The following is a 4,943-nucleotide window of genomic DNA, read 5'->3' on the forward strand; positions in this document are numbered from 1 at the left end:
ATCTAACATCATCTAAAGCGCTAATAAAAATCACCGGAATATCGGCTGTTAGCTCCCAAGCTTTAAAGGTCTGACAAATTTCATAGCCATCTACTTCTGGCATCATAATATCAAGTAGAATCAAATCCGGTAATACTGTTTGAGTTGCGGTCAGTGCCATTTGCCAATTCAAGGCTTTACGAACGTTATACCCTTCCCTTGTCAATATTGAGGATAAAACCCGGAGGTTATCCGCCATATCGTCAACAATCAAAATATCTTTTTTCTTAGGGTCTAAATGCTCGTAATTCATTCTACGTTTCTTTTAGTCAATTCCATGATTTTCTCAAACTGGTAGTTATTCGCTAAATCCCTGAGAACTTTGAAAACTTGACTATTATCTGATGGAATTTGCTTGAGTAACTCTAAAATCAGTTCATCGCTACAGCTAGCTGCGGCATAGTAAATCTGTTGGAGCCACTCAGGTGACATTTGTGATAAACGGCTCAGGAGTTCGGTAACACTGATAAATACCTGTATAGGTTGATCGACAACTGTTGTGTTTGTGGTTTCTATTTGGTTGGTATACTTTACACCCAGATGTTGGCTCAGTTTTTCCAATAATACTTCTTGTATGAATGGCTTGCGAATAAAATCATCGCAGCCAATAGATAAAATTTTCTGGCGTTCTTCTTCAAAGGCGCTAGCAGTTAGGGCAATAATGATCGTGTGTGTATTGGAGCAACTCTGCTCTGCCCCAGAGAAGTCACAAGGGGGAGCCAGAGCTGTTGGCGATCGCTTTGTGGACACATCATTTGCATCATTTCCCATAACACCAGTTGCTTCTGGTGTGGGAGATGCTACGCCTACCTGGCTTTTGAATCGGGGTACAACTTTGAGAACTTCCGACTCGCCAGAATCGGGGAACCCGGACGCAAGGTACTGGCTCCCCGACGACAGCAGCTGTTCCGAGTTTGGGAACCTCCGCAACGTATTGGCTGCCCTATACGCTATTTGTTTAGCTTTAATTATTCTTGTCGCTTCGTAACCGTCCATGACCGGCATTCGCATATCCATAAAAATTAAGTGTGGTTGCCAAGATTCCCAATTAGCAACTGCTTCACTACCATCTGTAGCTTCCCTGACTTCAAAGCCAACAGATGTGAGAATTTTAACTAGCAACAACCGGCTTTCTTTGGAGTCGTCAACTACTAAGATGCGGTATGCTTTCTCAGTCGGTGCTAAAGCTAGAATTTGGTATCTAATTTGGTTTGTTGGCATTTCTCTAGGGCAAGCTAGAGCAATCTGAATATTAAAGGCAAATTTACTACCGACACCCGGTATGCTGTTGACAGTAATATCTCCTCCCATCAGTTGCACGTATTTCCGGCTAATCGCCAAACCCAGCCCTGTCCCTTGTTGAGATTTTTTGCCGATTTCGGTTTGCTCAAAAGCTTCAAACAATAAGTCAATTTCTTGTGGGGCAATACCGCAGCCAGTGTCTTCTACCTCGAAGAAGAGATGAGGGGGATGAGGAAGATGAGGAAGATGAGGGGGATGAGGAAGATGAGGAAGATGGGGGGGATGAGGGGGATGAGGAAGATGAGGGGGATGAGGAGGATATTGCTCCCTCATCTCCCCCTGCTCCCGCATCTCCCCCCTCTCCCCCTGCTCCCGCATCTCCCTCATCTCCCCCTGCTCCCGCATCTCCCTCATCTCCCCCTGCTCCCCCTGCTCCCCAGTTTCCCAGCCCCCAGCCCCTAGTCTCACCCTTAGTGTCACCCTCCCAGTATTAGTAAATTTAATGGCATTTCCCAAGAGGTTGAGCAAGACTTGACACAGTTTATTTTCGTCCGTTTCTATGTATTTAGGAATGTTTTGTGCATATTCAAACACTAGTTCTAAATTTTTAGATGAAGCACTTGCGTGTTGCATCTGTTCTAACTTCTTCAATACATGAATTAAGTCAAAGCTGCTCTTATTTAATGTGATTCTGCCAGCTTCGATTTTGGACATTTCTAGAATATCGTTAATTAAGTTGAGTAGATGTTCGCCAGCACGATTAATAATTGCTAGGTTTTCTTGATGTTCGCCAGATAGGGAATAATCTCGGCTCATGACTTGGCTAAAACCGAGAATGGCATTGAGTGGGGTACGCAGTTCGTGGCTCATGTTAGCAAGAAATTCGCTTTTGGCTCGGTTGGCGGCGGTGCTTCGCGCTGCTTCACGAACGGCTGCTTGTTGTTCTTGTGCGGCAATTTTTTGCGATTGAATCAATTCTTGTTGGGCGATTTGCAGTTGCTCGATAGCTTGCTGGAACTCTTCAGTACGTTTTTTTACTTGAGCCTCTAGGGTGCGATTGTATTCTGCTAATAAGTTTTCTGCTTGTTTGCGTTGGGTAATATCAAAAAATGTAGCGATGTCTAACGACAAGCCCTTCGGGTTCGGGGGGTCGCAATCGACGGGAACCGCCAAGACTGCGACCCCCTCACCGCTACGCGTCAACGCAAAAGTAAGATTTCCTGATTCATCATAAATTGGCTTTCCCAAAACTTCAATGGGAATACTCTTGTCAAAATGACAAATTTCCATATCATCAATCCTGGTGCTTTCCCCAAGCAATGCTCTCAAAATCGGCAGGCGATCGCTGGGGTAAAGTTGATCTGTCCCAGCAAGGTAAGCTTGATATACCTCTGATAATTGTTCGGCGCTAACTTTTGCGTAGACGCGTAGCGGTGAGGGGGTCGCAGTCTTGGCGGTTCCCGTCGATTGCGACCCCCCGAACCCGAAGGACTTGTCGTTAGACATCGTTCCTTGACCAAGAATTTGCTGCCCTATCTTATTTGTGTAATAAGGTTCACCTTCAGCATCTATGATAAATACACCTATCGGCATGGCTTCTAAAAATTGAGTTAGCCGACTCTGACTGTGAGATAGTGCCTCATTTAAGACTTGCATCTGAGCATTCTTTGCTTCTAAAGTATTGAACGAGACTTGGAGTTGCTTTGCCATAGTTTCAAATGACTTGGCTAGTTCCCCCAGTTCATCGGAACGCTGAATTTCTGGTATTTGCTCCCATTCACCTTTAGCAATTTTCTTCGCTGATGTGTTTAATTGCAAAATCGGCTTAATTACCCAGCGACTAGTCAAAATTCCAATTCTTATAGCAACTAAAAAAGCAACTATGCACAGCAAAATGGTGATGCGGGTGTTAGCATTAATTTGCTCCATAAATTCGCCTTCGGGAATCACCGCCACAATTAGCCAATCTAAACCCAGTTCATCCCTCCAGTTTTTTACCTGCACAAAATAACGCATTCCATCGGCGGTAAAACTTAGCTGTTGCTTCTCTCCAACAAACTTAAGACTGCCAAAGCGTTTGATCAAAGACTGTGTTGTGAGTCTAATTAAAGAATTTTGACTATCTAATGCTGATAGACGTTTTCCTTTACCATTAATGACAGTATATGGTGGTTCGCTAGTAGAAGAAGCTACTATTAACCCAGAACGCTCTAAAATAAAAGTTTTACCCGACTCATTAATCTTTAAATTTGCTAAAAATTTGCCGATTTGTGATAATAGCAAATTAACACTAATCACCCCAACAAATTTGCGATTTTTATCGTAAACAGGATAGCTAGAAGATATGGATATAATTTCTGGTTTATCTTCCCATTGATAAATTTGACTCCAAACTCGTTTGCCTGACTTGACTGGATCAGCATACCAAGCTTCTAGACGAGGATCGTAATTTTTAACTTCCTGTAAATGGCGGCGATTTCCTTGGTTGTCTGTAGGGTAAACATAAAGTTTGCCAAAACCATGCTTTTCGCTAACTTCATTAATTAAAAGCTTGCCATTATCTAAACGTTCAACACCGATAAATTCACCTTTAGGATTGGCAAAGCTGTTGTAGCCAACATTGAAAACTTGCATTTGTTTCCAAAAGTAATTGCCGATAGTTTGAAAATCCGAAAGGTTGAGCAAACCTAGCTCAATTGCATCTAAGTTGATTTGATTGATTTGCTTCGGGGTTGTTAAATAGCTATCAAGATGCTGTTCAATGCGATCGCAGATTTCATTTTCTAATTGAGTAGCAAGCTCCGTTACCGCTTTTTGGCCGTTTTGATACGAAAGATAGCCCACAAGTCCCACCGCGCCACAAATTTGCAATATAAAGGGCACAATCAGAACATACCTCAGGGGCACATTGGCATAAACTTTGCCAACTAAGCGATTAATAGATTTGATGGGCTGAAGTTTGGATAACATGGTTGTTTAATTCTTCCCCAGCATATATTAGGGGTATTCTTGCCATATCAGCTACACTTAATATCAGGATAATTACGACGTATTATGCATTTACATATCTTTAAACTACTGGTATAAAAAATTACAAAATTTTACTTTCTACTTTTTTGACTGGCTAAATTCCTCCAAGGTCTAATTTTCAGACTTAGCGACGCCCATAACGAGTCTTGCCTACGGCAGCGCGAACGAGCGTCATAGCCCGTCGTAGACATCGCACCTGAATTTACTCAGTTTTATCAGATTTTCTCGGATGAAATGAAATTTAACCGATAAGCTACAGTATGCCATTCTAAAATTCAGGTCGTCATTAGCACCCAATCCTAAATTTAATTTTTAATTGCTGATGTCTTGATTTTCCGGTCTCAAAACCTTTGGACTTGTACAAAAATAAGTAAAACAATTTTAAAATTTTCATACAAATACAGAGTAAAAATAAAAAAAATTTACTTAATATTTTTTATTTTAAATAAATATTAATTTTATTGTGGAAGTATGTCAACCCCATCGCCGATTTGTAAAATTTTTCCAGCTGACGATGGGGGTAATTGGGTATTGACACTCAATCTGTAAAAGTGATTAAAAGGCGATGAAACAACCCAATTTGGCAGAGTTGCTTGTCGCTGGGTTGCAAAGATTTTTTGAAAGTTTGGGTA

At 41.7% G+C, this 4,943-nt stretch carries 2 protein-coding genes and 1 pseudogene; all 3 read right to left on the reverse strand.

The window, feature by feature from the left end; genetic code table 11:
- Positions 1–292 (reverse strand): response regulator (locus LC574_RS26565; RefSeq protein ID WP_229456578.1); only part of this gene is annotated, 292 nt, incomplete at its 3' end.
- A complete protein-coding gene (locus LC574_RS26570; protein ID WP_229456584.1) occupies positions 289–4,251 on the reverse strand; it encodes an ATP-binding protein in 3,963 nt (1,320 codons plus the stop codon). The genes LC574_RS26565 and LC574_RS26570, both read right to left, overlap by 4 nt.
- Before the next feature lie 518 nt (positions 4,252–4,769).
- Positions 4,770–4,943, reverse strand: a pseudogene (locus tag LC574_RS26575) (MOSC domain-containing protein); the annotation flags it as partial.

Origin of the sequence: Nostoc sp. CHAB 5715 (assembly GCF_020829685.1) — a bacterium.
Lineage (GTDB): Bacteria > Cyanobacteriota > Cyanobacteriia > Cyanobacteriales > Nostocaceae > Nostoc.